Below are 24,930 nucleotides of genomic sequence, written 5' to 3'. Positions count from 1 at the left end.
GCTGATGCGCACCCTGATCCTCGCCGCCGTCCTGGTCCTGGCCGCCGCGCCCGCCCTGGCCGGCCAAGCCGTGACCCTGAAGTCCGACACCCTGGACGCCGACGGCCTCATCACCCTGGCCGATCTGTTCGATGGCGCGGGCGCGGCCGGCAAGGTCGCCGTGGCCACTCGGTCCGGCGGCTCGGCCGTGCTGGACGCCGGCGCCGTGCAGCTGGCCGCCCGCCGCGCCGGCCTGGACTGGGCCAACGCCGAGGGCATCCGCCGCATCGTCGTCCGCGCCGGCTCCGATGGCGGTGCCAGCGCCCCCGTCACCCGGGGCAATGTCGAGATCCTCACCTACGCCCGCAGCCTCTCGGCCGGCGAGATGGTCCAGCCGCAGGATGTCGTCTGGGCCAAGGCCGCCGCCGCGCCCTCCGATGCACCGCGCGACGCCGACGCCGTGATCGGCATGGCCGCCAAACGTCCGCTGCGCGCCGGCGCCGCCGTCTCCACCCGCGACGTCTCCGCCCCGCAGGTGATCAAGGCCGGCGACGCCGTCACCGTGATCTATGAGGCCGGTGGCGTCAGCCTCGCCCTCGAAGGCAAGGCCATGGGCGCGGGCGGGATCGGCGACACTATCGCCGTCCAGAACACCGCGTCCAAGAAGATCATCCAGGCCACCGCGAGCGGTCCCGGCCAGGCCGTGGTCGGCCCCGCCGCCGACCAGCTCAAGTCGCTGGGCCGCGCCCAGTACGCCCAGCGCTAGAAAGTCCCCTCCCCATGCGTCTTTCCGCTCTCGCCCTCGCCGCCCTCATCCCGCTCGCCGCCTGCTCCACCGTCAAGGAGGCCGTGGTCGGCCCGACCCTGGCGCCGGTGGGCTATCCCGCCGCCCTCGTGGCCCAGGACCAGATGTACCTGGCCAGCAACCAGGGAGCCCCCGCCTCGGCCAACTCCTTGTGGCGCTCGGGGGCGCGCGCCTTCTTCATCGACCAGCGCGCCGCCAAGGTCGGCGACATCCTCACCGTCCAGATCGACATCAACGACAGCGCCCAGACCTCCAACGCCACCAACAGCAGCCGCACCTCGGGCCTGAAGGGCGCCGCGCCGTCGCTGTACGGCCTGTCGGGCAGCCTGGGACGCCTGCTTCCCCCCGGCACCGACCTGGCCGCCGGCATCCAGACCAGCTCCAACTCCACCAACGCCGGCTCCGGCGCCGTCACCCGGGCCGAGAAGATCTCGCTCACCATCGCCGCGGTGGTCTCGGCCGTCCTGCCCAACGGCAACCTGGTGATCCAGGGCACACAGGAGGTGCGCACCAACGCAGAGGTGCGCCAGCTGACCGTGGCCGGCATCGTGCGACCGGAGGACATCTCCTCCTCCAACACCATCAAGCACACCCAGATCGCCGAGGCCCGCATCAGCTACGGCGGCCGCGGCGACATCAGCCGGGTGCAGAAGACCCCGGCGGTGCAGTCGCTGGTGGAGCGTTTCACGCCCTTCTAGCCCGGGGCTGAAACCTTAACCGGGCGGCGGCGTTTCCTCCTCGAAGGGAGCGTCCCGCTCATGAAACGTCGCGCGATCATCGGACTGGGCATTTCCTGCCTACTGGCTTCCTGCGCCCACCAGGGCCAGAGCGGTCTGCCGGGCATGGCTTGGTCTCTGAACCATGCCGAGGGTGAGGGCGCCAAGCTGGCCTACGGCCAGCCGCAGAGCGACAATGTGCTGATCATGATGACCTGCCAGCCGAAATCCGGTCAGGTCCTGGTCTCCATGACCGCCCCGATGGACGCGCCGTCCGACGCCATCCAGCTCAATTCGCAAAGCCGGAACAGCCGCCTCGCCGCCGAGGCCACCCCCGGCATGGGAGAAGGCGCGGCCTATTTGGAGGCCAAGGCTCCGGTCACCGATCCGGCCCTGGCCAGCTTCGAAGCCACCGGCGATCTGTCGGTGGTCACCAATGGCCGCAAGGCGCCGATGCCGGTACGCGGGCCGGAACGCCGCGCGGTCAGCGATTTCTTCGCCTCCTGCCGCGCCTAGAGGATGCCCGATTGCGGTGCTAGCTTCGCCGCATGAAAGCCATTCGCCTTTCCCTGTTGCTCCTCCTGGCTGCGCCAGCCGCCCACGCCCAGAGTGAAGGGTGGGCCCTCGCGGCTCCCAAAGACGGCGACGCAACGCTGACCTACGGCGAATTCTTCACAGCCCGTTGCGTGCGGGGATCCGGCCAAATCGTGGTCACGGCGCGAACCGCGCCCACCCTCTTCCAGTGGCGGCCGACGAATAACACCCAGCCCCTCCCCGTCAGCATCACCGTGGTGTCTGGCGCGGTAAGCACCACGCTGCGCGGCGAGGCCATTCTGCATCCCGATGGTCACGAAGCAGCAGCGTCCACCGAAATCGCTACCCGCGCGCCGGTGATCGACGCCTTCCGGAAAACAGGGGTCATTCAGGTGCTTGCCGGGAGTCAGATCCTCAGCAATCCGCTTCCGACGACGCCGAGGCTGGCCCGTGGCTTCCTAAACGCCTGCCGTTAGGCTGGACAAAAAAGCCATCCGATGGCTATATTTATTCCATGAGCGAGCACAGTGTCGTCGAGGCGAAGAACAACCTGTCGGATCTGATCGACCGCGCGCTCAAGGGTGAGGCGGTTGTGATCACCCGCCATGGCAAGCCGATGGTGGAACTGAAGGCCGTCCAACCGCTCCCACGCCGCATAACCGAGGCCGACATTGAATGGCTCCGCGCACGACGCGTTGGCCGCAAGTCCACTGAAGACGCCGGCTCACTCGTGTCCCGCATGCGAGATGAAGACTGGCGGTGAGCGTCTATTTCGACGCCAGCGTCCTGGTGGCTCTCTTCACTCACGATGCTTTCACGGATCGCGCGCACGCCTACCTTCTGAAGGCCCGACCTGAAATCGCGATCAGCGACTTCGCCCGCGCTGAATTCGCCTCAGTCATTTCACGCTCCGTCCGCACGGGCCGCCTGACCGCAGCCGAGGCCACGAATCTCTTTAGCGATTTCGACATCTGGACCGGGTCATCGCCGATGATCGAGACCTCGCCTCAGGACATCAAGCTCACAGAGGCTTGGCTTCGGCGGCTCGACATGAATCTGCGCGCGCCGGACGCCGTGAACATCGCGATCGCCGAACGTCTCGGCGCCAGTCTGGCGACCTTCGACAAACGTATGGCCGAGGCTGCGATATCGCTCGGCCTGGGGTTGGCGCCCGTCTAGGCTCGACGGCCCGCCCCGGCGGCGGAGACATTGTCCACGCCCATGGCGTTGAGCGCGCCGCGCACGATGCCCTCAGCGTCGAGGCCGGCTTGGGCGTACATGATCTCAGGCTTGTCGTGATCCTGGAAGATGTCGGGCAGCACCAGGGTGCGCACCTTCAGCCCGCGGTCCAGGGCGCCGTGTTCGGCCAGCGCCTGCAGCACGAAGGCGCCGAAGCCGCCCATGGAGCCCTCTTCCACGGTGACCAGGGCCTCGTGCTCACGGGCCAGGCGCAGCAGCAGTTCGATATCCAGCGGCTTGGCGAAGCGCGCGTCGGCCACGGTGACCGAGAAGCCCCGCGCGCCCAGCAGTTCGGCGGCCTTCAGGCTCTCGGCCAGGCGGGTGCCCAGCGACAGGATAGCGACCGTGGTCCCCTCGCGGACGATGCGGCCCTTGCCGATCTCCAGAGGCGCGGCCAGGTCGGGGATCGCCACGCCCGTGCCCTCACCGCGCGGATAGCGGAAGGCCGAGGGGCGGTCGTCGATGGCCACGGCGGTGGCCACGGCGTGGGCCAGTTCCGCCTCGTCGGCCGGCGCCATCAGGATCATGCCCGGCAGGGACCCCATGAAGCCGATATCGAAGGAGCCGGCATGGGTAGGCCCATCGGCGCCGACGAGCCCGGCCCGGTCCATGGCGAACCGCACCGGCAGGCGCTGGATCGCCACGTCGTGGACCACTTGGTCGTAGCCGCGCTGCAGGAAGGTCGAATAGATGGCGCAGAAGGGCTTCATGCCGTCGGCGGCCAGGCCCGCCGCGAAGGTCACCGCGTGCTGCTCGGCGATGCCGACGTCGAAGGTGCGCTCGGGGAACTCCTTGCCGAACAGGTCCAGCCCCGTGCCCGAGGGCATGGCGGCGTTGATGGCCACGATCTTCGGATCCAGCCGGGCGTGCTTGATCAGTTCCTGGGCGAACACCTTGGTATATTGCGGCGGAGCCGGGGCGGTCGACTTGGCCTGCTGGCCGGTCACCACGTCGAACTTCACCACCGCGTGCAGCTTGTCGGCGGCGCTCTCGGCGGGGGCGTAGCCCTTGCCCTTCTGGGTCACCACGTGGACCAGGACCGGGCGGTCCTTGATCTCGCGCGCATTCTTCAGGATCGGCACCAGGGCGTCCATGTCGTGCCCGTCGATGGGGCCGACATAGTAGAAGCCCAGCTCCTCGAAGAAGGTCCCGCCGGTGACCATGCCGCGGGCATACTCCTCGGCCTTGCGGGCGGCTTCCTGCAAAGGCTTGGGCAACACCCGGGCCATGGACTTGCCCAGGTGGCGCAGGGACTGGTAGCCGCCGCCGGACACCAGGCGGGCCATATAGGCGCTCATCCCGCCGACCGGCGGGGCGATGGACATGTCGTTGTCGTTGAGGATGACGGTGAGCTGGCCGGTGGTCTCGCAGGCGTTGTTCATCGCCTCATAGGCCATGCCGGCGCTCATCGAGCCGTCGCCAATCACGGCGACGACGCGGTTGTCGCGGCCCTTGGCGTCGCGCGCCGCGCAGAAGCCCAGCGCCGCCGAGATCGAAGTGGCCGCGTGGGCGGCGCCGAAGGGGTCGTATTCGCTCTCGCTGCGCTTGGTGAAGCCCGACAGTCCGCCGCCCTGGCGCAGGGTGCGGATGCGGTCACGGCGGCCGGTGAGGATCTTGTGCGGATAGGCCTGATGGCCGACGTCCCAGATCAGGATGTCGTCGGGCGTCTGGTAGACATGGTGCAGGGCCACGGTCAGCTCAACGACGCCCAGCCCGGCGCCGAAGTGCCCGCCGGTCTGTGACACAACATCGATCATCTCGGCGCGCAGTTCGTCTGCGAGCTGCTTCAGTTCCGAAGCATTGAACCCACGCGTGTCGGCGGGCGAGGCGACCTTGTCGAGCAGAGGCGTGTTTGGCGGCATGTTACGCGGACAAATCTCTTGAAATCAGTTTCGGCGCTCTAACACGAAATCCACGCTGGCTCGCAGGAATTCAGCCCGCGGACCGAGGGGATCAAGATGGGCCTTGGTCTGCTCGATCAGCAAATTCAGCCGCTCGCGGGCGGCGTCGGCGCCCAGCAGGGTGACGTAGTTGGCCTTGCCCTTGGCGGCGTCCTTGCCGGCCTTCTTGCCCAGAACGGCGTCCTCGCCGTCATGGTCCAGCAGGTCATCGACGATCTGGTAGGCCAGGCCCAGGCCCTGGGCGAACGCCATCAGGGCGTGGCGCTCCCCCTCGCCAGCATGGGCCATGATCAGCGGCAGCTCGAAGGCCACGGCGATTAGGGCTCCGGTCTTCAGTCGCTGCATGCGGGCCACCGCGCCCAGGTCGTCGCGGACTCCCAGCAGGTCGATCATCTGGCCGCCGCACATGCCCCGTGCGCCGGAGGCCTGAGCCAGGCGCACCACCATCTCGGAGCGGACATTGCCGTCCTTGTGGGTGTCGGGATGGGCCAGGATCTCGAAGGCGGCGGTCTGCAGGGCGTCGCCGGCCAGGATGGCGGTAGCCTCGTCATAGGCCACGTGCACGGTGGGCCGGCCGCGCCGGGTGTCGTCGTCGTCCATGGCCGGCAGGTCGTCGTGCACCAGGCTGTAGGCGTGGACGCACTCCACCGCGCAGGCCGCCCGCAGCACCGGGCGTTCGTCCAGGTCGAACATCTTGCCGGTCTCGATGGCGAAGAAGGGTCGCAGCCGCTTGCCCGGTCCCAGCGCCGCATAGCGCATGGCTTCGGTCAACCGGGCCTCCGGCCCCTCGGCGCGGGGCAGCAGTTCGTCCAATGCCACAGTGACCAGGTCGGCGGCCTCGGTCACGCGGTAGGCGAGGTCGGCCATCAGCTGAAGTCCGCCGCCTCGACTCCCGGTGCGCCGTCGGCGCCCATGACGATCTTCTCCACCCGCAGGCGGGCGGCCTCCAGGCGGGACTCGCAGTGCGCCTTCAGCTTGGCGCCACGCTCATAGAGCTCGATGGACTGCTCCAGCGGCGTCTGGCCGGACTCCAGCTGGGCCACGATCTTCTCGAGCTCGGCCAGGGCCAGCTCGAACGAAAGCCCATCGATGTCTGCGGCGTCGGCCATGTCGGTTCCCGGAGGTGAGCGAGCCAACCTAGAGAGCCCCGATGCACCTCGCAACGGGGCAACGAGGTTAGCTGTCTGACAACGCCCGAACATGGGCCAGGGCCGAACGGCCCAGCGCCTCCAGGCCGTAGCCGCCCTCCAGAGAGGAGACGATCCGCCCCTGGCTGTGCTTGCGGGCCACCGAGGCGATGGCCCGGGTCGCCCAGTCGAAGTCCGGGGCCTCTAGGTTCTGGAAGGCGTCGCCGACAGGATCATAAGCGTGGGCGTCGAAGCCCGCCGAGATCAGGATGAGGTCCGGGGCGAAAGCGTCGACGTGGGGCATAAGGCTCTCGAAGGCCCTGCGCCATTCCTCTGCGGGCGCGCCGGGCGGGACCACGGCGTTCTTGATGTTGGCGGGGACCGTCTCGTCCGGATGCCCGGTGCCGGGCCACATCGGCCACTGCTGCACCGAGGCGAAGAACAGGTCCGGATGGCCGGCGAGGGCCGCCTGGGTGCCGTTGCCATGATGGACATCGAAGTCCACCACTGCGACCCGCTTCAGACCACAGGACTGGGCCACGCGGGCGGCGACGGCGATGTTGGAGAAGATGCAGAAGCCCATCGGCTTGTGCGGCTCGGCGTGATGACCCGGCGGCCGCACGGCGCAGAAGGCGCGGCCCTGCCGGCCCGCCGCCACATCCCGCACCGCCTGGACCACCGAGCCCGCGGCGCGGCGCGCGGCGTTCAGGCTGCCCGGCGACATGTAGGTGTCTTCGTCCAGCATCAGCATCCCCTGGCGGGGCGCGGCCTCGAAGATGGCCTGGACGTACATGGGCAGGTGCACCCGGGCGAGATCGCTCGGCTCGACGAGCGGCGCGTCGCGGGGTTCGAGATCGAGGTCGGAGGCGTCGCTCAGGGCGTCGATCACCGCGGTCAGCCGCTCGGGCCGCTCGGTGTGGTTGGCGCCCGGGCGGTGGTCGAGCATGTCCGCATGGGTGTAGAGCGCGACAGTCATCAGAATCGATCCTAACCCCGAAAAGCCTCCGAGCCGAATGTCCGAAATCACCATCCGCCGCGCGGGGCCCGCCGACGCCCCGGTCCTGTCTGTCCTCGCCGCCCGGACCTTCAGCGACACCTTCGCCCATCTCTACGATCCCGCCGACCTCGCCGCCTTCCTGGAGGACGCCTACAATGTCGCGGCGATGACGGCCGACCTCGCCGACCCGGCCAAGGCCCTGTGGCTGGTGGAGGCCGCGGGCGAGGCCGTCGGCTACGCCCAGTGCGGTCCCTGCGAGCTTCCGCATGCGGAGGTCACATCAAGTTGTCGCGAACTTAAGCGCTTCTACCTGCTCGAAGCCTTCCAGAACGGCGGCCTCGGCGGACGCCTGTTTGCGCAGACCATGGCCTGGATGGAAGAGGGCGAACCCCGCGACCTCTGGATCGGCGTGTGGTCGGAAAATCATGGGGCGCAGCGGTTCTACGGGCGGGCCGGTTTCGAAAAGATCGGGGAATACGGCTTCCGAGTCGGGGCCACGACAGACAGAGAGTTCATTCTGAGGCGTTCTGCGGATAGGTTTTCTAACAAATAGGTCAATTCCGCGCTCGCATTGCGAGCACTTGGCCGATTATCGCCATTGGAAGAACAATTATTGCGGAGATTTAAGGTTCTACGCTTTGACGGCGGCCCCGGCTTTTGCGAGTTTGGCGTCAATCATCGCAGTAGCTGGAAGCGACGGGTGGGATGTTGAGAATTGGATATGTCCGGCTGCGCGACGAGCGCTCCGCGGACGATACAGCAACGCTGAAAGCCATCGGCTGTCATGTGGTCCGGGCTGAGGAGCCCGCCGGCCCGATGACGGATGAGTCCACGGTGCTAACCTCGATCCTCGACTTCATTGGCGAGGGCGATCAGCTGGTCGTGACCCGGCTCGAACACCTGGCGGGGTCCAGCCGCAATGTCCTCGGCGTGATCGACAAGCTCGAGGAACGCCAGGCCAGCCTGTACATCGTCGAACCCGAGATCTGCAGCGAAGGCGAAGGCGGCCGGGCCCTGCGCGCCGCCCTGCAGGCGGTGCTCTCTGTGGAGCCCACGGGCCTGTACCGCCGGCCTCGCGGCCAATCGGCCATCGACCAGATCCGCGCCCTCCAGGCCGCCGGCGTCGGCCCCGTCGAGATCGCGCGCCGCCTCGGGGTCTCGCGCATGACCGTCTGGCGCAAGCTGCGCGACGTCGAGACCCGCGAGGCCCGGGCGACCGCCTAGGTCTTGCCGGCGCAAAGTCGATGAAGGCCCGCTGGGCCGCCGGCACATGTCTGCGGCTGGGATAGGCCCGGGAACCGAGGCAGCCAATCCTCCAGCACGCTCACCAGCCGGTTCGCCACCATGTGCTTGGCCACATTGCCTTCGAAGGTGGCGTAGAAGCCGACACCGGCCGGAGCGGCGGCGGGAGGCCGCTATGCGGCGCCCCAGATGGCCATGCTTGACAGCGAACGCTGACCGTCACTCGCGCGCCATACTGGACAGACGGCGCGCGGGGCTCCATCTTCGGACGATCAAACAATCGTTCGTCCCCCTATTAGGGAAGCCTGCCATGTTCATGCGCTTTTTCACCGAACTTCGGGAAGCCAAGGTCCCGGTGACGCTGAAGGAGTACCTGATGCTCATGGAGGCCATGGACAAGGTGGTCATCGAGCGGACGGTGGACGAGTTCTATTACCTGTCCCGCTCGGCCCTGGTGAAGGACGAGAAGAACCTCGACCGCTTCGACCAGGTTTTCAGCCACGTCTTCAAGGGCTTGGAGAAGGTCGACGGGATCGGGGTGTCCGACATCCCGGCCGAATGGCTGAAGAAGCTCTCCGACCAGTTCCTCACCGATGAGGAGAAGGCGCAGATCGAGGCCATGGGCGGCTTCGAGGCGCTGATGGAAGAACTCGCCAAGCGGATGAAGGACGCCAAGGAAGGCAAGGGCGAAGGCGACGAGGGCAAGGGCGGCATGGGCCCCAAGGGCGACTCGCCCTTCGGCGCCAACGGCTACCACCCCGAGGGCGTGCGCATCGGCCAGGACAAGGGCCGCCATGGCAAGGCGATCAAGGTCTGGGACAAGCGCGAGTACAAGAACCTCGACGACTCCGTCGAGCTGGGCACCCGCAACATCAAGGTGGCCCTGCGCCGCCTGCGCCGCTGGGTCCGCGAGGGCGCTCAGGAAGAACTGGACATGAACGCCACCATCCGCGGCACCGCGGAGAAGGGCTATCTGGACATCAACCTGCGCGCCGAGCGCCGCAACAAGATCAGCGTCCTGATCTTCTTCGATATCGGCGGCTCCATGGACAGCCACATCAAGGTCTGTGAGGAGCTGTTCTCGGCCGCGCGGTCAGAATTCAAGAACATGGAGTTCTACTACTTCCACAACTGCCTCTACGAGAGCGTCTGGAAGGACAACCGCCGCCGTCACGCGGAGAAGCTGAACACCTGGGATATCCTCCACAAATATTCCCACGACTACAAAGTCATCTTCGTCGGCGACGCCACGATGAGCCCCTACGAGATCACCTATCCGGGCGGCTCGGTGGAGCACTGGAACGAGGAAGCCGGTGCGGTCTGGATCGACCGGGTGGCGGGCATCTACGAGAACATGATCTGGCTGAACCCCACCGCCGAACGGCATTGGGACTACACCCCCTCGATCGAGCTGATGAAGCAGCTGCTGGGCGACCGGATGTATCCGCTGACCATCGAGGGCCTCGACAAGGCGATGCGGCAGCTGTCGCGGTAGAGCCCTTTCCGTTCAGGTCTTCTGAAGGGACCAAAAGGGCTCTCACCTTAGATGAAAGCGTGACGGGCGCGTGAACCGGCAGCCACGTCACGCTGTCGCGTTAAGCCGCAGGCGGACAATCGTTTGCGACACGCATTAGCCTGCTAAGCTGTTCGCGAACCTTGAGGATTCGCCTGTGACCGACCCGGTGCCGGCCAACGACCCTGATCCGCCCAACGAAGCCGCCACCAAGGCCGCGGTCTTCGCCGCCGCTGAGCGGCTGTTTGCCCTGCACGGGTTCCAGAACGTCTCGGTGCGCGACATCACCGCCGAGGCCGGGGTCAACCTGGCGTCGGTGAACTACCATTTCGGCTCCAAGGACGCCCTGCTGTTCGAGATCTTCCGGCGCCGTACCGGAGAGCTGAACCGCGAGCGGGCCCGGATGCTCCACGAGGCCCGCGACCGCCACAACGGCAAGCCGCCGGTGCGCGATATCCTTGAGGCCCTGTTCGCCCCGCCGCTGAAGTGGGCCTCCCCCGACAACGACCGCCGCATCTCGGTCCAGTTCATCATCCGCTCGCGCAGCGAGGGCACGGCGGAGATGCGCGAGGCGCTGACCAACGACGTCTCGCACCTGGCCCGCTTCGCCGACGCCCTGCTGGCGGCCAGGCCCGACCTGCCCCGCGAAAGCGTCTACTGGCGGCTGCACTTCTGCCTGGGCATGGTCCACAACAACCGCTTCGCCGAGTTCGACCGCCTGCACGTGCTGTCGGACGGGGCCACCCGCGAGAGCGACATCGACGGCCTGCTGAAGCGGATGCTCGACTTCGCCGAGGCCGGCTTCCTGGCCTAGAGCGGGAGCGAAAAGTGGGAACCGGTTTTCGCGTCAAGCCCGCTCTAGATACAAAGAATCGATCACGTTTCATGATTTTGGATCTGCGATCCAAAATCATCGTGATCTAGGCCGTGCCCAGGTTTGTTGGCCGGGTCTACCTGTTCAAGGCCCTCGACGCCTTCGTCCTGATCTACCCGCTCTACACGGTAATGTTCGTCGCCCACGGTCTGACGCCGGTCCAGGTTTCGGCCACCCTGATGGCCTGGTCGATCACCGCCTTCATCCTGCAGATCCCGTCTGGCGTCCTGGCCGACCGCTATTCCCGGCGCTGGATCCTGGCGGGCGCGCAAGTTTTGCGGGTGATCGGCTTCCTGGTCTGGATCGCCTCGCCCAGCTTCCTGAGCTGCCTGGTGGGGATGATGCTGTGGGGCGCCAAGAGCGCCTTCACCAACGGGGTGTTCGAGGCGCTCGTCTATGACGAACTGCACGGCGAGGGCCGGTCCGACGACTATAGCCGCGTGATCGGCCGCGCCCAGGGCGTTGGGTTCGCCGCGGTTCTGCTGGCCTCGCTGAGCGCCTCGGTGTCGGTGCAGTTTGGCTACACAGCGATCCTCTGGGCCAGCGTGGCGGTGGTGATCGGCGCGGCCGGTGCGGCCATCGCTCTGCCCCGGGCGCGCAAGACCCTGAAGGTCGGCCGCCACTACCTGGTCCTGCTGAAGCAGGGTTTTCATACCGTGGCCGGTGCGCCCCTGGTGTTGGGCTTCATCGCCTTCGCCGCGATGAGCAACGCCTTCGGCGGTGGGCTGGAGGGGTTCTGGCCGATCTTCGGGTCGCAGACCGGCCTGCCCGCCTCCCAGGTCGCCCTGTTCGTCGCCGCCATCAGCGCCGCCCAGGCCGGCGGCTCCCTGACCGCCCACCGCCTGCGCAAGGCCACGACCCCGGTGTTCTTCGCGCTATTCGCCCTGATCGGTCTGCTCATCGCCGCCGCCGCAGCCAGCCTGCAACCCTGGTCGGTGGCGCTGATCGTGCCGGCCGCCGGCCTGTTCAAGGTGGTGGACGTCAACTTCGACGCCCGCCTGCACCACGCCATCCCGACCGAGACCCGGGCCACCATCGCCGCGGTGAAGAGCTTCGCCGGCCAGGTGATCATGACCGGCATGCTGATGGTCTTCGGCGTCCTGGCCCAAGGCGTGTCCTACCGGATCGCCTTCATGGCCTGCGGCGGGGCCATCGCCCTGATCGGCCTGGGCGCCCTGGCGCGCAACCGGCTCAGCCCGCCAGCTTCCACGCAAACTTGAGGTCCTGCACGAACAGGGCATAGGCCTTGGCCTTCGCCTCGGCATCCGGGACCCGCAGCAGGTAGGACGGATGATAGGTCACCACGCCCTGGGCCTGGTCGGGAAGCTGCAGGGCGACGCCGCGGTTCTTGCCGATGGGGGTGGCCTTGCCGAATACGCTGAGCGCGGCGGTGGCGCCCAGGGCCACCACCACGCGGGGCCGGATCAGGCGGCGCTCGGCGTCAACCCACCAGCGGCAGGCGGTGACCTCCGACGGGTTCGGCGTCTGGTGGATACGCCGCTTGCCCCGAAGCTCGTGCTTGAAGTGCTTCACGGCGTTGGTGATGTAGGTCTCCGCGCGGGGCACGCCGGCCTCGGCCAGGGCCTTGTCCAGCACCTGGCCCGCGGGACCGACGAAGGGCAGGCCGGCCAGGTCCTCCTGGTCGCCGGGCTGCTCGCCCACCAGCATCAGGCGGGCGTGGGCGGGGCCTTCCCCCGGCACGCCCTGGGTGGCGTCCTTGTAGAGCGGGCAGCGGCGGCAGGCGTCGACCCCGGCGGCCACCTCCTCCAGGCCCTGGGGCGCGAGCGCGTCGTAGGTGGCGTCGCGGGCGGTGCGAGCCATCTGCCGGATCACGCGGTTGGGCTGGCTGGGAGCTTGGGCGACCATCAGGTTGGTTCGGCCTTCGGCGGCGGCGATCAGGTCTGGAATGAGCCGCGCCTCCGGCAGGTTCCGCCAGTAGCGCTTGGGCATCTCCTTGGTCATGGCGTCGACCTTCAGCCGGGCGGGGTTGAAGATCGAGGCGTAGTAGGTGAGCCAATAGTCCTCAAGGGCGTCCTCGCCGGGCGCATCGGCGGGGTCCGCGCCCGGCGTGGTGGCCAGCTGCGCGCCGTTCCAGTGGATGCAGACATCCGGTGTCAGGATCGACCAGATCATGTTGGCGAAGCGCTTGGCGAAGAAGGGGGCGACCGACTCCGTGACCCGGTGTGGCGGCTCGAACCAGGCGGCATAGGCCTCCGGATCGGTTCCAACCGTGCGGAAGCGCACGAAGGCCTTCATCTTGTGGGCCGCCTTGCTGACCTGACGGGCGAGATCGTTGGCGCGGGCGACGTCGGGGTCGGTGGCGATACGCAGCAGGTTGGGCTCGGCGGCCATGCGCCACAGCATCCGGTACAGCAGGGCGAAGCGTTCGGCCGAGCGGTGCAGGATCACGTCCTCGGCCAGCTCCAGGAATTCGCGGCTGACCGTGAAGCCGCCGGGCGACGGCGAGGCCAAGGGTTCTGGATCGGCGAACAGGTCGCCCTCCCCGTCCACGGTCCAGATGACCGTGTCGGGCGCGACGCCCTGGCCGCGCAGGACCCGCGCCGCCTCGCGCCAGCCGGCGAAGTCGATCTCCGAGGCCAGCCGGACCACGCGCATCAGAACAGGCTCAATTGGGTCGGCGGCGCCAGACGGGCGCGCAGGTCGGCCTTGTCGGTGAGCGCGCCGGGCCGCCAGTCGGCGGTGACGATGAAGGGCTTGAGCTTGTCGAGCCGCCGGGTCAGGCGCTTCACGTCCTCCAGGGTCAGCTGCTTGTAGCGTCGGATGTCGATCATGCGCTCGACGCTGCGCACCCCCAGGCCCGGCACCCGCAGCAGGGTCTCGCGCTCGGCGGTGTTGAGGTCGACCGGGAAGTCGCCGCGGTTGCGCAGGGCCCAGGCCAGCTTGGGGTCGATGTCGAGGTCCAAATCGACACCCGCAACCGTGATCTCGTCGTGGGTGAAGCCGTAGAAGCGCATGAGCCAGTCGGCCTGGTAGAGGCGGTGCTCGCGCATCAGGGGCGGGCGGACCGGGGGCAGGCGGGAGGTGGTGTCGGGGATCGGGCTGTAGGCCGAGTAATAGACCCGGCGCATGCCGTAGGCGCCGTAAAGGCCGGCGCTCTTGGCCAGGATCTCGCCGTCCGTGGCGGCGTCGGCGCCGACGATCATCTGGGTGGACTGGCCGGCCGGCGCGAACTTGGGCGGCTTTGTTTTGATAGATCTTTCCGTGGCTTGATCGATGCCGAGGCGGACGCGGCCCATGGCCTTCTTGATGCCGACGGCGTCCTTCTCTGGCGCGAGGTCGGCGAGGCTGGCGTCGCGGGGCAGCTCGACATTGATGGAGATGCGGTCGGCGTAGAGGGCCGCCTCATTGACCAGGGCCGGCGAGGCCTCGGGGATCACCTTGAGGTGGATATAGCCGCGGAAGTCGTGGTCGATCCGCAGCGATTTCGCCACCCGCACCATCTCCTCCATGGTGTAGTCGCCGCTCTTGATGATGCCGGAGGAGAGGAACAGGCCCTCGATATAGTTGCGCTTGTAGAAGCCAAGGGTCAGGTCGACGACCTCGGCCACGCTGAACCGGGCGCGGGGCGTGTTGGACGACACCCGGTTCACGCAATAGGCGCAGTCATAGACGCAGAAGTTGGTCAGCAGGATCTTCAGCAGGCTGATGCAGCGGCCGTCCGGCGCATAGGCGTGACAGATACCCATGCCCCCGTCGGTGGACCCCATCCCCTTCCCGCCCACGGAGTCGCGCTTCACCGTCCCGGACGATGCGCACGAGGCGTCGTACTTGGCCGCGTCGGAGAGGATTTCGAGTTTGCGCTTCAGCGTCAGGACGGCCATGTCCCGACCCTAGGGTTCTTGTTTTGTTCCGTAAAGTTTTAGCTATGGTGAAGCTGAAAATACTCTGCTCATCCCCGCTTTCGCGGGGATGAGCAGATGGGGGTTACGTTCTGGGCGCTTCGGCAGCGGCCGGTGGCGGAGCCGCCGGAGCAGGCTCCGCTACGGGAGCTGTGGGAGGCGCCGGGGCGCCGGGCGGGGCGTCGGCAGCAGCAGGCGCCTCGACCCCTTCCGGCAACGTCCCATCGAGCGGCAGCTCCGGCACGGCCAGTTCCTCGGTGACCACGGGTTCGGCCTCCACCAGGGTCGCCTTGGGGGCGTTCCGCGCCACGGCGTAGGAGGCGAACTCCTTCCAGATCTTCGCGGGCAGGCCGCCGCCGACGACGCCGTTCATGGAGGCGTTGTTGTCGTTGCCGACCCAGACGCCGACGACGAGATCGCCGACATAGCCGACGAACAGGGCGTCGCGGTAATCCTGGGTGGTGCCGGTCTTGCCGAAGGCCCCGGGGATGGCCGCCTCGATGCCGGTGCCGCGCTGGGTGGCTGATCGCAGCAGGTCGCGCATGCCGGCGAGCTCCGCCTTGCCCAGCTTGTGCACGCCTTTGGGCTTCCTCCAGTCGGCCAGGCCGTGGGCGATCACCGGGGTCTCACCGGCGTCGATGGCGGCATAGGCGGCGGTGAGCTGGACCAGGCTCATGGGGCCGGTGCCGAGCGCCAGGGTCAGGTCGTTGGGGATCGGCTCGGTGATGCCGAGATCCCGCGCCGTGCGGACGATCTTGTCACGGCCGATCTCCTTGGCCAGACGAACGGCGGCCACGTTGGAGGAGCCGGCGAAGGCGGTGATCAGCGGCACCATGCGGCCGGCGTACTTGACCTCGTGGTTCTTCGGCTTCCAGCCTGAGACCTCGACGGGGGCGTCGAGGATCGGGCTGGTGGGGGTCCAGCCCTCGCGCAGGGCGGCGAGATAGACAAACAGCTTGAAGGCCGAGCCCGGCTGGCGCGCGGCGTCGGCGCGGTTGAACTGGCTGACCTTGTAGTCGCGCCCGCCCACCATGGCGACGACGCGGCCGTCGGTGCGCATGGCCACGAGGGCGCCCTGGCCGGCGTTCAGCACCTTGCCGTCGCGGTCCAGCGCCCGGGCCAGGATCTTCTCGGCCTGGGCCTGGAGGTTGGTGTCCAGGGTGGTCTTGACCACCGTCTCGCCATAGCTGGCCTCCATCGCCGCCTTGGCCTGGGGGATCACCCAGTCGGCGAAATAGGAGCCGGTGGGGATCGGCTTGCGGCCGCCATAGGGACGAACGCCACGCCCGGCGCTCCGCGCCTGGGCTTTGCTGATCAGGCCGGTGTCGGCCATGGCGCCGAGAACGATGCGCATGCGCTCGCGGGCGCCTTGCAGGTTTTCGGTGGGCGCCAGACGCGAGGGCGCCTTGACCAGGCCGGCCAGCATGGCGGCCTCACCGATGGAGAGGGTCTCCGGCGTCTTGTCGAAATAGTGCCGGGCCGCGGCGCGCAGGCCAAAGGCGCCGTCGCCGAAATAGACCGAGGACAGGTAGCGCGAGAGGATCTCGTCCTTCGACAGCCGCGCCTCCAGATACAACGCGATGATCGCCTCCTGGGCCTTGCGGCGCAGGGTGCGTTTGTTGGACAGGAAGGCGTTCTTGGCCAGCTGCTGGGTGATGGTGGAGCCGCCCTCGGCCACGCCGCCGGCCTTGGCGTTGGCGCTCATGGCCCGGGCTATGGCCTTCGGGTCGATGCCCATGTGGCTGTAGAAGCGCCGGTCCTCGATGGCGATGAAGGCGCCGGGAACGTATTTCGGCAGCTTGGCGACCTCGACCGGCTCTTCTTTGTAAGAGCCGCGCTTGGCGATGGGCCGGCCGTCGGCGGCCACCAGCACCAGGGTCGGATTTTCCAGCGGTTCCAGGGCCTGGCCCAGCGGCAGAGACCCTACCAGCCAGATCATGAAGATGACGAACAGGGCCGCGACCCCGGCCCCGATCTGCCAGCGCCGGCGCATCCAGATCGGCGGCGGGCCATCGGCGGCGGCGGTCACCGGCGCGGAGGAGACGTCGGGCTCGGGCTGCGGCGCGATCTCGGGTTCGGGGTCGGTGTCCGCGATCACCTCCGCCTCGGGATCAGGCTGTGGTTCGATCTCCGGCTCGGGCTCAGCTTCCGGCTCGGGCGTCGGTGCGTCCGCGTCGGAAAGGGCGTCCGCCTCAGGCGGCGTCTCGGCCCCGAGCGCCGCATCGGGCAGGGGCTCGGCGGGCTCGGGCGGATCGACCTCGGGGCCGTTGTCGGACATGCACGTCGCATTCAATCGGGCGTGGGCCCGGGGGAGCGGCGTCCATACCACATGGGCGCGGGGCGCCAAGCGTGGCCGCAGCAGAGGCCGGAAGCGCTCCAGGCGAAACAGTGCGGGCCGTCGGTTGTCGGTGCGGGGCACGAGGAGAAGCCTGTCACCAGGCCTCAGTCGGAACCTCCACCGTCCCTGCCCGTTCGTGGCGCACAATGGCGCGCCTGATCATCCGTCACGAGACCCGTTACCTCTACGAGCGGCCGGTGGGCTTTGGCCTGCACCGGCTGCTGCTGCGGCCCCGCGACAGCCATGCGACCCGGGTGATGGAGGCCTCCATGACTTTCTCCCAAGGCGCCGCCACGCGCTGGGTCTATGACGCGCTGGGCAACTGCGTCTGCCTGATGACCCCCAAGCGCCGGTCCGACGAACTGTCTATCGTCAGCGAACTCACCATCGAGCGGTTCCCCGCCCCCTTGGCGCCGCTGCGGATCGACAATCCCCACACCGCCATGCCCATCGTCTATGGTCGCGGCGACCGCACGGTGCTGGCCCCCTTCATTGACCCGGCCACCGACGACCCCAACGGCCAGCTGCTGGACTGGGTTCGGGCCCAGGCCGGCGGGACCTATGAGCCGGCGCTCGACTTCCTGCAGCGGCTGAACCGCTACATTCACCAGCACTTCGACTATCGCCAGCGCGACGAGGAAGGCACCCAGACCCCGGCCTTCACGGTGACCATGGGTTCGGGCACCTGCCGCGACTTCGCCTGGCTGATGGTGGAGGCGCTGCGGCGGCTGGGTTACGCCGCCCGCTTCGTCACCGGCTACCTCTACTCGCCCGAGCATTCCAGCGCTCGCGGCGCGGGCGCCACCCATGCCTGGTGCGAGGTGTTCCTGCCCGACCTCGGCTGGATGGAGTTCGACCCCACCAACGGCTTGGCGGAATCGGCCGACCTGATCCCGGTGGCGGTGAGCCGCACGCCCGAGGAGGCCACGCCGATCAGCGGCTCGATCCTGGGCGATCCAGGCCGGCGAGAGCTCTCGATTCACGTAGATGTGCGCGCGGCTGACACACAGATGGCCGCGGCATGAGCGACAGTTGCGTAAGGGAGGAAAAGCCCATGACCCGAGGCTTCGACCAGCAGGACCCAACCCTCAACTTCAGCATCCCCAAGTCCGCGCCCAAGCCGCAGCACGGCCAGACCCCGGACAAGATCGTCAAGGTCAAGGAACAGCGGACCTTCCAGCCGCGACCGGGGCATTAATTTCCCGCTCATCCCGGCGAAGGCCGGGACCCAGGTCGTAGGTCACAATCTGCGCCTGGAATCCTGAAAGCGGCGGATGCATCTGGGTCCCGGCCTTCGCCGGGATGAGCGGGTGTATGTCCGCCCACGGACTCTGCTTAAGCTCCGACCTGACGCCCTTTCGGCGCTGGAGCCCGCGCCTTGCCTGACCGTCAGCCATGAGCTTCACCCCGCGCCGCGCGGTGCTGACCCTGGGGGTGACCCAGACCATCGGCTATGCCTGCAGCACCTACCTGCCCGCGACGCTGGCCAAACCGATGGCGGCCGATGTCGGCATGTCGACCTCGGCGGTGTTCCTGGCCTTCTCCGCCGCCCTGCTGCTGCAGGCGGTGACGGGGCCGCGGATCGGGCGGCTGGTGGACCAGCGGGGCGGGCGCCTGCCGCTGTCGGTGGCGAGCGTGCTGTTCGCCGCGGGCCTCATCGGCCTGGCCCTGTCGCATACGCCCGCCGCCCTGATCATCTCCTGGTTCGTCATCGGGTTTGGCATGTCGGCGGGGCTCTACGACATCGCCTTCGCCGGCCTGGTGGGCTGGTTCGGCGCCGATGCGCGCCGCTCGATCACCGGGGTGACCCTGATCGCCGGGTTCGCCAGCACCATAGGCTGGCCGCTCACCGCCTGGCTGGAGCACGCCGTCGGCTGGCGCGGCGCCTGCCTGGCCTGGGCGGCGCTGAACATCCTGATCGCCCTGCCCCTGCATCTGAGCCTGCCCCGCGCCCCGGCGCCCAAGCCCGAGCCCGCCCACGACGCGCCTCCGGTGAGCGACGCCGCCCTGCCCGGCGACACCGCCAAGATGGTGCTGATGGCGACGGCCTTCGCCGTGCAGTCGGCCATCGGCTCAGCCATGTCGGCCCACCTGCCGCCGCTGCTCAACGCCATCGGGGTCGGAGCCGCCGCAGCCGTGGCCGCCGCGGCCCTGGTAGGCCCGGCCCAGGTCGCCGCGCGGCTGGCGGAGTTCGCCCTGGTGCGCCGCATCCATCCGCTGATCTCCGGCCGTTTCGCCGTGGCCATGTTCCCGATCGGCGCGGTCCTGCTGATCGTGTTCGGCGGCATCGCCGCCGCGCCCTTCACCATCCTCTATGGGGCAGGCAACGGGCTCTTCACCATCGTGCGCGGCGCCCTGCCGCTGGCCCTGTTCGGGGAGCGCAACTATGGCCGTAGGCTGGGGGTGCTGAACGTGCCGGCCCGGCTGCTGCAGGCCGCCTCGCCCTTCGTCTTCGCCCTGATGCTGGAGACCTCCGCTAACCTGGCCCTGGCCATCATGGCGGTGGGATCGGTGCTGGCGCTCGGCGCCCTCCTGCTGCTCCGCAGGCCGGAAAGCGCGGCGTGACGTCACCCAGGGCTTCCCCTGCCCGGGGACTCTGCTAGACCGGAGAAATTGATTTATCAGTTATAAAAAAGGGAGCCTGCGCGGCTTTTTTCAAATCCCCTGCGCGCGCGGGCGGGACGCCATTGGAAGAAAAAATTACCGACGAACTTGAGGCGATCGGCGAGACCGAGGCCGCCTTCGAAGCCCAAGACATCGAAAGCATGGCGGACAAGGAAGCCGCCTATGAGAAGTTCGTCTGGGACAACCTGAAGCGCAACTATATCGGCAACTACCTGCACGGCATGCTGGGCATGACCGGCTTCCGACTGGTCAATGCGCCCACCTTCCTGCCCGCCTATCTGCACCTGATCTCCGGCTCCAACGCTGTGGTGGGCCTGGCGCTCGGCCTGCAGCAACTGGGCAGCGTGATCTCGCCGGTGTTCGGCGCCACCCAGATCGAGCACCGCAAGAAGGTGATGCCCGCCGCCATCTGGATGGGGGGCCTGGCCCGGGTGCAGATCGTCGGCATGGCGCTGGCCGGCTGGTTCCTGCACGGCCAGCCCCTGGTCATCGCCATGATGGTGCTGATGTTCCTGTTTGGCCTGTTCATGGGCACGCAGCGGGTGGTCTTCGGCTTCCTGATGGCCAAGGTGATCCCGCTCAGCCGCCGGGGCCGGCTGCAGGCCTGGCGCAACGCGACCGGGTCATTGATCGCCGCGGCGCTCGCCTATGCGGCGGGCAAGTACATCATCAAGGCCGATCTGTTCGGCAACGGCTATTCCACCACCTTCGCGCTCTCGGCCTTCCTCACCACCTGCGGCCTCTGGGCCCTGCAGCTCCTGCTCAAGGAGCCTGAGCCGCCGAACCTGCCCGCGCGGTCGGGCTTCCGCGACCGGCTGAAGGACTTCCCGAGGCTGATCCTGTCGGACCACAGCTATGCCTGGTTCCTGGTGATGCAGATGGCGGGCACCGCGGGCCGGGCGGCGACGCCGTTCTACGCCATCTATGTCACCCACCTGATGACGGTGGGCGGCGAGGTGCACGGGGCGGTCGGCGCCGGCGCCTTCCTGGGGGTTCTGGGCCTTTGCTACATCGGCGCGGACGCGATCTCCAACCTGGTCTGGGGCTATATGGGCGACAAGACCGGCTTCAAGCTGGTGCTGATCCTGTCGATCTCCTTCTCGGTGGCCTCGACCATCCTGCTGATGACCGTGCACGAACCCTGGGCCTTCTTCCTGGCCTTCTTCGGCCTGGGCGGATCGCAGTCGGGCTACATGATGGCCGCCCAGACCATGATCCTGGAGTTCGGCGGCCGCGAGGACATGCCGATGCGCATCGCCATCTCCTCCATGGCCGAGGGGATCATGGCGTCCATCGGTCCGCTGGCCGCCGGGGTGATGGCCGACCAGCTCGGCTATGGCTCGGTGTTTGGAACCTCGATCGCCTTCCTGGTGGCGGCCCTGATCATCCTGTTCGCCGCGGTGAAGGAGCCGCGCACCGCCCGTCTCGCGGCGAGCTAGCCAAGTTTCGGAGGCTAGGCCGCGAGCTTGGCCTCCGCCGCCGCGGCGATGCGGGCCTTGGCGATCTCGTTGGCGACCTCGTGGGTCGGACGGCGTTCGGCGATGGAGCGGGTCATGACCTCCTCCAGGGTCTCGGTCAGGCGGTCGAGCTTGGTGGCCACCCAGGTGGCGTCGAAGCTGGTCCCGGCCTCCAGGGCGGCGATCTCGGCGGCCACATTGATGATGCCGCCGCCGTTGATCACGTAGTCCGGCGCATAGAGCATGCCGCGTTCGAAGAGGACGCGACCCACCTCGGGCGTGGCCAGCTGGTTGTTGGCGCCGCCGGCGATGATGCGGGCCTTCAGGCGCGGCAGGGTCTCGGCGTTGATGGCGCCGCCGAGCGCGCAGGGGGCGAAGACCTCGGCGTTGGCCTCGAAGATGTCGGCGGGACTGACCACCTTGGCGCCTGTGCGCTCGGCCACGGCGCGCAGGGCTTCGGCGTTGGTGTCGGTGATGATGAGCTTGGCGCCGGCCGCATGCAGCTTGTCGGCCAGGTAGGCGCCGACATGGCCCACCCCCTGGATGGCGACGGTGATCCCGGCCAGGTCGCGGTTCAGGGCCCGACGCACGCTGAGCGCCACGCCGCGGAACACGCCCTCGGCGGTGACCGGCGACGGATCGCCCGACGCGGCGGGGTGGCCCTCGAGGCCGGCCACATAGCGGGTCTCGCGCCGTGCGTGCGTCAGGTCAGCGGGCGAGACGCCGACGTCCTCGGCGGTCCAGTAGCGGCCACCCAGCTGGTCCACGGCGCGGCCGAAGGCCTCGAACAGGGCCGGCGTTTTCTGGGTGCGCGCGTCGCCGATGATCACGGCCTTGCCGCCGCCTAAGGGGATGTCGGCCATGGCGTTCTTGTAGGACATGGCCCGCGACAGCCGCAGGGCGTCCTCCAGCGCCAGGTCGGCGCTGGCATAGGGCCACATGCGGCAGCCACCGGCCGCAGGACCCAGGGCGGTGGAGTGGACCGCGATGATGCACTTGAGGCCGGATTTCTCGTCGAAGAACGCGTTGACGCTCTCATGGCCCTCAAAGGCGGGGTGATCGAACAGGGTCATGCTGAGAACAGGCTCGAAGTAGGGAAGGATTTACCCGCGTCTACGCCCGCGCGTCCCATCTCACAACCCCGGCGATGAGGCGGCCTGGGCGCTCTGGCGCCTGGGCTTGGGGATGGGCGGGGCGCCGGACGGCAGGGGGGCGTCGGGATCGCGGACATAGGCCAGGATGTCGTCCCAGACCTTGGGTCCCTGGTGATCACGGGTCATCAGGTGCCAGCCGTCGGCATAGTAGACGCTGCGGTCGCCGGGCTTCAGGCGGCTGGCGGCCTCGAAGGCCGGGCGCTTGGGGATGATCTCGTCGTGGGCGCCGTAGAGATAGAGGGCCGGCACCTTGATCGCGCCAGTGGACCGCCAGGCGCGCTCCATCATCGCCACCAGGCCATAGAGCGTGTCGGAGCGCGCGCCCCAGACCATCAGCGGATCGCGGCCCATGGCGATCAGCTCCTGGCGATTGTCGGTGGGGGCGACATGGCGGATCAGCCATTCCGGCGGCGTATAGACCTTCGAGCCCGTCAGTCGGGCCGCGAACCACAGTGTGGTCTTGTACGGCAGGGGCTGGGACGACCAGCCCCAGACGGCGGGCGACAGCAGCACCACGCGATCGGCGGTTGGAGGGCGGTCGGAGGCGAAGGCCTCGACGGTGACGGCGCCGCCCATACTCTCGCCGGCCACCACGATCACCGCCTTGGGATGCTTGGCGCGGACCACCGCGGCGATGGTGCGCAGGTCCTCCTGCATCAAATCATCGCCACCCCAGATGCCGCGATGGGGCGAGCGGCCGAAGCCGCGCTGGTCATAGGCGTAGGTGGTCACGCCTTGGCTGGCCCAATAGGGCGCGGCCAGGTGGAAGGCGTTGGAATAGTCGTTCATGCCGTGGACGCCGATGATCACGGCCCAGGGCTCCGGCGTGTTGGCCTGCCAGGTCGTGAGACCCAGGCGCGTCCCGTCGAAGCTGACGAACTGGTCGCCTTCCAGCCTGGGGCCGGAGAAGGCGGCCGGCGGGATGCCGGCCTGCTGCACCATCAGCGGGGTGCAGGCGGTGAGCATCATGGCCGACAGGAGGACGAGGAGGCGCTTCACGACTCTAGAATGGCTTGGACCCTTTGGCGAAGATAGGGCGTTACCTCGGCCTCAAACCAGGGATTCTTCTTCAGCCAGCCGGTGTTGCGCCAGGAGGGGTGGGGCATGGGCAGATAGTGCGGCAGGTAGTCCCGCCAGGCCCGCACGGTCTGCGTCATGCTGGCCTGGGATCGGTCGCCCAGCGCCCAGGCTTGGGCATAGCCGCCCACCAGCAGGGTCAGCTCCATTTGCGGCAAGGCGGCCATGAGTTGCGGCCGCCACAGCTGGGCGCAACGCGGCGGCGGCGGATAGTCGCCGCCCTTGGGACTGGTCCCCGGAAAGCAGAAGGCCATGGCCGCCACACCGATCTCCGGGCGGCCGTAGAAGGTGTCGGCGTCGATCCCCATCCAGGCGCGCAGCCGCTCGCCGGAGGGGTCGGTGAAGGGCAGGCCGCTCTCGTGCACCCGCCGCCCCGGCGCCTGGCCGACGATCAGCAGCCGGGTCTCGCCCCCAACCATCACCACCGGCCGCGGCGTGTGCGGAAGTTCGCCGGCGCAGGCGCGGCAGGCGGCGATATCGGCGAGGACGGCAGCGAGGGACATCGCCACTATCTAGGCAGGCGGCGCCAAAGAGCCAGTTAGGCCGCGAACATCCTGCCTTCGGCCTCAACCCATTTGGCGTAGGAAGGGCGCGCCAGGATCTTCTCGACATAGGCCGTCGCGCGAGGATGACGCGCCTCATCAGCCTGCCATTTCAGGTGCGAGAGATTCACGAACGGGCTGGCCACCGCGAGGTCCGCGAGGGTCAGCCGATCCTCCACCAGATAGCCACTTTCGGGCAGGATGCGCTCAAGATAGTCGAGGATGGCCGGCAGTTCGCTCTCGGCCTTCGCGGCTGCGGCCTCGTCGCCCGGCTTGTTCATGAAGCGCGGTGAGACGAGGCGATTGAAGAACATCGTCCCGGCGCAGCCGATCAGGATGGTGTCGGCAAATTCCTCGTACCAGATGGTCCGCGCCCGTGCCTTGGCCTCCAGGGGAATCAGGTTCGGCTCGGGTTTGATGGCCTCAAGATAGGTGATGATGGCCGTCGAGTCCGAGATCAGGAAATCGCCGTCCTTGAACCCGGGCATCTTGCCGAACGGGCTGGCGTGCATGAACTCGGGCGGGCCTGACCCCATGCCGGCCGGCTGAAGCTCCAGTTCAATGCCCTTTTCGGCGGCGAAGGCCAGGGTCTTGCGAACAAATGGGGACAGTGACGAACCATAGAGGATCATTGATTTTCTCCCGGAGTTTCGAGTTCGATGTCCGGCGTCTCAGCGGCCTTGGCCAGGGCGGCGGCGCGTTCATCGTCGGTGGGCAGGCGCAGGCGGTAGACGCCCTTGAAGGTGTCGGGATCGGCGGGCTTGTTGTGGCGCAGCACCGTGATGCGGCCCTGGCGGGCCAGGCCGCGCGCGGTGGCGCGGACGTGGCCGGTCAGGCGCTGCCAGTGCTCGGGCTCGGCGGCGCGGGCCACCTCTTCGGAGGAGACCGACTTGCCGGCGGGAAGCTTGCCGATGATCTCGAGGATCACGGCCTCCATGTCGATGTTCACG

The 24,930-nt window shown here is 68.2% G+C and carries 27 protein-coding genes; 15 read left to right on the top strand and 12 right to left on the bottom strand.

The window, feature by feature from the left end; genetic code table 11:
• The first annotated feature begins 4 nt into the window (after positions 1 to 4).
• The 6 genes from flgA to JKL49_RS06450 are packed head-to-tail and all read left to right on the top strand — an operon-like array spanning position 5 to position 3,213.
• Entirely contained in the window at positions 5 to 745 is a 741-nt protein-coding gene (gene flgA / locus JKL49_RS06475; RefSeq protein WP_215339127.1) for a flagellar basal body P-ring formation chaperone FlgA, read from the top strand.
• A gap of 14 nt (positions 746 to 759) precedes the next feature.
• Positions 760 to 1,482: a flagellar basal body L-ring protein FlgH gene (gene flgH, locus JKL49_RS06470; RefSeq protein WP_215339125.1), complete on the top strand. Its 723-nt coding sequence runs from the start codon at positions 760 to 762 to the stop codon at positions 1,480 to 1,482.
• A gap of 60 nt (positions 1,483 to 1,542) precedes the next feature.
• Positions 1,543 to 2,016, top strand: a complete 474-nt coding sequence (locus JKL49_RS06465) for a hypothetical protein (protein ID WP_215339123.1) — start codon at positions 1,543 to 1,545, stop codon at positions 2,014 to 2,016.
• A gap of 32 nt (positions 2,017 to 2,048) precedes the next feature.
• The gene (locus JKL49_RS06460; RefSeq protein ID WP_215339121.1) at positions 2,049 to 2,510 is read left to right on the top strand and encodes a hypothetical protein; all 462 of its coding nucleotides are present in this window, start codon (positions 2,049 to 2,051) and stop codon (positions 2,508 to 2,510) included.
• A 38-nt stretch (positions 2,511 to 2,548) separates the two neighbouring features.
• Positions 2,549 to 2,797, top strand: a complete 249-nt coding sequence (locus JKL49_RS06455) for a type II toxin-antitoxin system Phd/YefM family antitoxin (RefSeq protein ID WP_215339119.1) — start codon at positions 2,549 to 2,551, stop codon at positions 2,795 to 2,797.
• Positions 2,794 to 3,213, top strand: coding sequence for a type II toxin-antitoxin system VapC family toxin (locus JKL49_RS06450; RefSeq protein ID WP_215339117.1), 420 nt, complete (start codon positions 2,794 to 2,796; stop codon positions 3,211 to 3,213). Before JKL49_RS06455 ends, JKL49_RS06450 begins: the two co-directional genes overlap by 4 nt.
• Here the strand turns inward: JKL49_RS06450 and dxs are convergent.
• The 4 genes from dxs to JKL49_RS06430 all read right to left on the bottom strand — a co-directional run bounded on the left by dxs (position 3,210) and on the right by JKL49_RS06430 (position 7,277).
• Complete coding sequence (dxs, locus tag JKL49_RS06445; RefSeq protein ID WP_215339115.1) at positions 3,210 to 5,135, bottom strand: 1-deoxy-D-xylulose-5-phosphate synthase; 1,926 nt, start codon at positions 5,133 to 5,135, stop codon at positions 3,210 to 3,212. The genes JKL49_RS06450 and dxs overlap by 4 nt on opposite strands.
• A gap of 24 nt (positions 5,136 to 5,159) precedes the next feature.
• Positions 5,160 to 6,041, bottom strand: coding sequence for a polyprenyl synthetase family protein (locus JKL49_RS06440; protein WP_215339114.1), 882 nt, complete (start codon positions 6,039 to 6,041; stop codon positions 5,160 to 5,162).
• A complete protein-coding gene (locus tag JKL49_RS06435; RefSeq protein ID WP_215339113.1) occupies positions 6,041 to 6,283 on the bottom strand; it encodes an exodeoxyribonuclease VII small subunit in 243 nt (80 codons plus the stop codon). Before JKL49_RS06435 ends, JKL49_RS06440 begins: the two co-directional genes overlap by 1 nt.
• 67 nt (positions 6,284 to 6,350) lie before the next feature.
• Positions 6,351 to 7,277 carry a histone deacetylase family protein gene (locus JKL49_RS06430; RefSeq protein ID WP_215339112.1) on the bottom strand — a complete coding sequence of 309 codons (927 nt, stop codon included), beginning with the start codon at positions 7,275 to 7,277 and terminating at the stop codon, positions 6,351 to 6,353.
• 37 nt (positions 7,278 to 7,314) lie between these two features.
• Between JKL49_RS06430 and JKL49_RS06425 the strand changes: the two genes are divergently transcribed.
• The 5 genes from JKL49_RS06425 (at position 7,315) to JKL49_RS06405 (ending at position 12,147) form a co-directional block, all read left to right on the top strand.
• A complete protein-coding gene (locus JKL49_RS06425) occupies positions 7,315 to 7,851 on the top strand; it encodes a GNAT family N-acetyltransferase (protein ID WP_215339111.1) in 537 nt (178 codons plus the stop codon).
• Between the two features lie 152 nt (positions 7,852 to 8,003).
• Entirely contained in the window at positions 8,004 to 8,522 is a 519-nt protein-coding gene (locus JKL49_RS06420) for a helix-turn-helix domain-containing protein (protein WP_215339110.1), read from the top strand.
• Positions 8,523 to 8,850: 328 nt separating this feature from the next.
• Entirely contained in the window at positions 8,851 to 10,035 is a 1,185-nt protein-coding gene (locus tag JKL49_RS06415; RefSeq protein ID WP_215339108.1) for a vWA domain-containing protein, read from the top strand.
• 175 nt (positions 10,036 to 10,210) lie between these two features.
• Complete coding sequence (locus tag JKL49_RS06410; protein ID WP_215339106.1) at positions 10,211 to 10,867, top strand: TetR/AcrR family transcriptional regulator; 657 nt, start codon at positions 10,211 to 10,213, stop codon at positions 10,865 to 10,867.
• A 113-nt stretch (positions 10,868 to 10,980) separates the two neighbouring features.
• The gene (locus JKL49_RS06405) at positions 10,981 to 12,147 is read left to right on the top strand and encodes an MFS transporter (RefSeq protein WP_215339104.1); all 1,167 of its coding nucleotides are present in this window, start codon (positions 10,981 to 10,983) and stop codon (positions 12,145 to 12,147) included.
• On the opposite strand, the gene JKL49_RS06400 is transcribed toward JKL49_RS06405, so the two are convergent.
• From JKL49_RS06400 to JKL49_RS06390, 3 genes are all read right to left on the bottom strand, one after another.
• The gene (locus JKL49_RS06400; RefSeq protein WP_215339102.1) at positions 12,119 to 13,543 is read right to left on the bottom strand and encodes a UdgX family uracil-DNA binding protein; all 1,425 of its coding nucleotides are present in this window, start codon (positions 13,541 to 13,543) and stop codon (positions 12,119 to 12,121) included. The genes JKL49_RS06405 and JKL49_RS06400 overlap by 29 nt on opposite strands.
• Positions 13,543 to 14,769, bottom strand: a complete 1,227-nt coding sequence (locus JKL49_RS06395; RefSeq protein WP_215339100.1) for a putative DNA modification/repair radical SAM protein — start codon at positions 14,767 to 14,769, stop codon at positions 13,543 to 13,545. Before JKL49_RS06395 ends, JKL49_RS06400 begins: the two co-directional genes overlap by 1 nt.
• Positions 14,770 to 14,872: 103 nt before the next feature.
• A complete protein-coding gene (locus JKL49_RS06390; RefSeq protein WP_215339098.1) occupies positions 14,873 to 17,065 on the bottom strand; it encodes a transglycosylase domain-containing protein in 2,193 nt (730 codons plus the stop codon).
• A 206-nt stretch (positions 17,066 to 17,271) separates the two neighbouring features.
• Here JKL49_RS06390 and JKL49_RS06385 point away from each other — a divergent pair, with 206 nt between their 5' ends.
• The 4 genes from JKL49_RS06385 to JKL49_RS06370 all read left to right on the top strand — a co-directional run bounded on the left by JKL49_RS06385 (position 17,272) and on the right by JKL49_RS06370 (position 21,189).
• Complete coding sequence (locus JKL49_RS06385; RefSeq protein WP_215339096.1) at positions 17,272 to 18,150, top strand: transglutaminase family protein; 879 nt, start codon at positions 17,272 to 17,274, stop codon at positions 18,148 to 18,150.
• Positions 18,151 to 18,179: 29 nt separating this feature from the next.
• Positions 18,180 to 18,323 carry a hypothetical protein gene (locus JKL49_RS06380; RefSeq protein WP_215339094.1) on the top strand — a complete coding sequence of 48 codons (144 nt, stop codon included), beginning with the start codon at positions 18,180 to 18,182 and terminating at the stop codon, positions 18,321 to 18,323.
• 197 nt (positions 18,324 to 18,520) lie between these two features.
• A complete protein-coding gene (locus JKL49_RS06375) occupies positions 18,521 to 19,690 on the top strand; it encodes an MFS transporter (RefSeq protein ID WP_215339092.1) in 1,170 nt (389 codons plus the stop codon).
• 122 nt (positions 19,691 to 19,812) lie between these two features.
• The gene (locus JKL49_RS06370) at positions 19,813 to 21,189 is read left to right on the top strand and encodes an MFS transporter (protein WP_249778038.1); all 1,377 of its coding nucleotides are present in this window, start codon (positions 19,813 to 19,815) and stop codon (positions 21,187 to 21,189) included.
• A 14-nt stretch (positions 21,190 to 21,203) separates the two neighbouring features.
• On the opposite strand, the gene JKL49_RS06365 is transcribed toward JKL49_RS06370, so the two are convergent.
• Genes JKL49_RS06365 through JKL49_RS06345 form a run of 5 tightly spaced genes read right to left on the bottom strand, consistent with a single transcriptional unit; the run spans position 21,204 to position 24,929 of the window.
• Complete coding sequence (locus JKL49_RS06365) at positions 21,204 to 22,280, bottom strand: Glu/Leu/Phe/Val dehydrogenase dimerization domain-containing protein (RefSeq protein ID WP_215339090.1); 1,077 nt, start codon at positions 22,278 to 22,280, stop codon at positions 21,204 to 21,206.
• A gap of 60 nt (positions 22,281 to 22,340) precedes the next feature.
• Complete coding sequence (locus JKL49_RS06360; protein WP_347340361.1) at positions 22,341 to 23,360, bottom strand: alpha/beta fold hydrolase; 1,020 nt, start codon at positions 23,358 to 23,360, stop codon at positions 22,341 to 22,343.
• Entirely contained in the window at positions 23,357 to 23,941 is a 585-nt protein-coding gene (locus JKL49_RS06355; RefSeq protein ID WP_215339088.1) for a uracil-DNA glycosylase family protein, read from the bottom strand. Before JKL49_RS06355 ends, JKL49_RS06360 begins: the two co-directional genes overlap by 4 nt.
• Positions 23,942 to 23,976: 35 nt before the next feature.
• On the bottom strand, positions 23,977 to 24,612 hold the full coding sequence (locus JKL49_RS06350) for a glutathione S-transferase family protein (RefSeq protein ID WP_215339086.1): 636 nt from the start codon (positions 24,610 to 24,612) through the stop codon (positions 23,977 to 23,979).
• Positions 24,609 to 24,929 carry a DUF3253 domain-containing protein gene (locus tag JKL49_RS06345; protein ID WP_347340360.1) on the bottom strand — a complete coding sequence of 107 codons (321 nt, stop codon included), beginning with the start codon at positions 24,927 to 24,929 and terminating at the stop codon, positions 24,609 to 24,611. Before JKL49_RS06345 ends, JKL49_RS06350 begins: the two co-directional genes overlap by 4 nt.
• Between the last annotated feature and the right edge of the window lies 1 nt (position 24,930).

Source organism: Phenylobacterium glaciei (assembly GCF_016772415.1).
Lineage (GTDB): Bacteria > Pseudomonadota > Alphaproteobacteria > Caulobacterales > Caulobacteraceae > Phenylobacterium > Phenylobacterium glaciei.
The sequence above is the reverse complement of the archived record's forward strand: the minus strand, read 5'-3'. Positions and strand labels throughout refer to the sequence as shown.

Coding starts and splice junctions, on each gene's coding strand:
- flgA (WP_215339127.1), top strand. CDS start 5: ATGCGCACCCTGATCCTCGCCGCCGTCCTGGTCCTGGCCGCCGCGCCC.
- flgH (WP_215339125.1), top strand. CDS start 760: ATGCGTCTTTCCGCTCTCGCCCTCGCCGCCCTCATCCCGCTCGCCGCC.
- JKL49_RS06465 (WP_215339123.1), top strand. CDS start 1,543: ATGAAACGTCGCGCGATCATCGGACTGGGCATTTCCTGCCTACTGGCT.
- JKL49_RS06460 (WP_215339121.1), top strand. CDS start 2,049: ATGAAAGCCATTCGCCTTTCCCTGTTGCTCCTCCTGGCTGCGCCAGCC.
- JKL49_RS06455 (WP_215339119.1), top strand. CDS start 2,549: ATGAGCGAGCACAGTGTCGTCGAGGCGAAGAACAACCTGTCGGATCTG.
- dxs (WP_215339115.1), bottom strand. CDS start 5,135: ATGCCGCCAAACACGCCTCTGCTCGACAAGGTCGCCTCGCCCGCCGAC.
- JKL49_RS06440 (WP_215339114.1), bottom strand. CDS start 6,041: ATGGCCGACCTCGCCTACCGCGTGACCGAGGCCGCCGACCTGGTCACT.
- JKL49_RS06435 (WP_215339113.1), bottom strand. CDS start 6,283: ATGGCCGACGCCGCAGACATCGATGGGCTTTCGTTCGAGCTGGCCCTG.
- JKL49_RS06430 (WP_215339112.1), bottom strand. CDS start 7,277: ATGACTGTCGCGCTCTACACCCATGCGGACATGCTCGACCACCGCCCG.
- JKL49_RS06425 (WP_215339111.1), top strand. CDS start 7,315: ATGTCCGAAATCACCATCCGCCGCGCGGGGCCCGCCGACGCCCCGGTC.
- JKL49_RS06420 (WP_215339110.1), top strand. CDS start 8,004: ATGTTGAGAATTGGATATGTCCGGCTGCGCGACGAGCGCTCCGCGGAC.
- JKL49_RS06415 (WP_215339108.1), top strand. CDS start 8,851: ATGTTCATGCGCTTTTTCACCGAACTTCGGGAAGCCAAGGTCCCGGTG.
- JKL49_RS06400 (WP_215339102.1), bottom strand. CDS start 13,543: ATGCGCGTGGTCCGGCTGGCCTCGGAGATCGACTTCGCCGGCTGGCGC.
- JKL49_RS06395 (WP_215339100.1), bottom strand. CDS start 14,769: ATGGCCGTCCTGACGCTGAAGCGCAAACTCGAAATCCTCTCCGACGCG.
- JKL49_RS06390 (WP_215339098.1), bottom strand. CDS start 17,065: ATGTCCGACAACGGCCCCGAGGTCGATCCGCCCGAGCCCGCCGAGCCC.
- JKL49_RS06385 (WP_215339096.1), top strand. CDS start 17,272: ATGGCGCGCCTGATCATCCGTCACGAGACCCGTTACCTCTACGAGCGG.
- JKL49_RS06380 (WP_215339094.1), top strand. CDS start 18,180: ATGACCCGAGGCTTCGACCAGCAGGACCCAACCCTCAACTTCAGCATC.
- JKL49_RS06375 (WP_215339092.1), top strand. CDS start 18,521: ATGAGCTTCACCCCGCGCCGCGCGGTGCTGACCCTGGGGGTGACCCAG.
- JKL49_RS06365 (WP_215339090.1), bottom strand. CDS start 22,280: ATGACCCTGTTCGATCACCCCGCCTTTGAGGGCCATGAGAGCGTCAAC.
- JKL49_RS06355 (WP_215339088.1), bottom strand. CDS start 23,941: ATGTCCCTCGCTGCCGTCCTCGCCGATATCGCCGCCTGCCGCGCCTGC.
- JKL49_RS06350 (WP_215339086.1), bottom strand. CDS start 24,612: ATGATCCTCTATGGTTCGTCACTGTCCCCATTTGTTCGCAAGACCCTG.